Origin of the sequence: Vibrio sp. 10N.222.46.A1, from assembly GCF_041473595.1 — a bacterium.
Taxonomy (GTDB): Bacteria; Pseudomonadota; Gammaproteobacteria; order Enterobacterales; family Vibrionaceae; genus Vibrio; species Vibrio tasmaniensis_A.
Map to the genome: position 1 here is coordinate 1 of NZ_JBFRSN010001120.1, position 1,655 is coordinate 1,655.

Here is a 1,655-nt window from a genome sequence, read left to right on the forward strand (position 1 = left end):
CGATAATCCTTAGAGCCTTTGAACCTGAGGCTCTTAACATATCTAAATTCTGACACGTCTAAAATCTCATCTATTTTTATGAAAAGCCGAGAGAAAAGTTACAAAAAACAACAATATCAACAACCTACTTTACCCATCATTCTTAGGCATCAAAATATAGTGGATACATACTATTTATTGATATATTTATCGTTAGAATCATGTAAGAATTTGTTAAGAATAAAAACAAGCTGCCTTACTAGGAATGATATTTATGAGTTTAAAGAAATTGCTGTCCTTAGGTTTTGGCGTGATTCTCGCGCTAATTTTGGTTATTTCAGTCGTTGCTTCATTACGCTTTTATCAATCGAGTGATGGGTTTAACACCTACCGCTCTCTTGCAATAACAAGTGTCTCAACAGGTCGAATCCAAGCCAATATACTGGAAGCTCGTTTATCTGCACTTAAATATATTAAAAACCCTATTCCGTCACATGCTTCTGAACTGAATAGACGTATCACCGCATCAAATCAATTGATAGATGAAATATTAGACTCTCATCTTGACGATCTACACAAAAATGAATTCCTAACGATAAAGAAGCAGCTTGATCAATATAGCCAAGGCTTTAACAAGGTTGTTCAACTTGTTAATACTCGAAACAACCTAGTTCAAGAGGCCTTAGACCCATCAGGAGTCAATATGCGTGAGGCAGTGACTAACCTAATGACCCAGGCTTCAGCTGAAGAAGATTTAGAAGTTGCTGTCAGTTCAGGACAGCTTCAGCAGCATGTATTGCTATCAAGATTGTACGCTTCTAAATTTCTGACGAGCAATAAAACAGAAGATGCTCAGCGTGCTGAAAAAGAGTTTGCCTCTGCCGCACTACTTGCAGAAACAATCGAATCTCAACTCATGTCGATGGAACAAATCAACTACTTAAACGATTTCACTAGTGCCTTCAAAATTTACCGCAACACATTTTCAAAGATCGTTGACACTATAAACACGCGAAATGGCATCATTTCAGGGACTCTTGATCTTGCTGGTGTTAATGCAGCAAAAACAATTGAAGAGATAAAGCTATCAACAAAGTCAGAGCAAGACTCTGTCGGGCCTAATATGGTCGAGCGATTCTCTAACGCGCAATTTGTGCTTGGCGTTCTTTCAATTCTCGTTGTCGCCGCTTCTCTTAGCATTGCCGTTTCGATTTACCGCAGTGTATGGAAAGTCGTTGGAGGAGAGCCAAGTGACATCCAAGCAATTGTTGCCGAAGTCGCCGCTGGTGATCTTTCAAAGCAGATTCCAATTACGGGTAAAGAGACCGGTATATACGCAAACATTTTAGAAATGCGCCAAGAACTACGTCGAATAATCGATGGTTTCCACCAGATTTCAGACAATGTTTCAGCAGCCTCCGTTGAGCTAACCGCGGTAATGAGCCAAACAGAAGGAAATGCTCAACAAGAACTGAGTCAAATGGAACAAATCGCGACAGCCATCAATGAACTTTCTAGTACTGCGAGTGAGGTTAGCCAGAATGCAGCTAGCGCAGAGAGCGCTGCAACTGGGGCAACGACAAATGTCAAAGATGGCAGTGTTTCCCTCGATGCATCAGATGATATATCTCGAAAAGTTGAAGACTCGATCGAAGAAACATCAAACATCGTTAATC

Annotated in this window: 1 protein-coding gene; it reads left to right on the plus strand. The window is 40.3% G+C overall.

The genetic code is table 11. The features are described 5' to 3' along the window. Positions 1 to 253: 253 nt before the first annotated feature. On the plus strand, positions 254 to 1,655 hold a 1,402-nt coding region (locus AB4496_RS24370; RefSeq protein ID WP_372132363.1), incomplete at its 3' end, for an MCP four helix bundle domain-containing protein.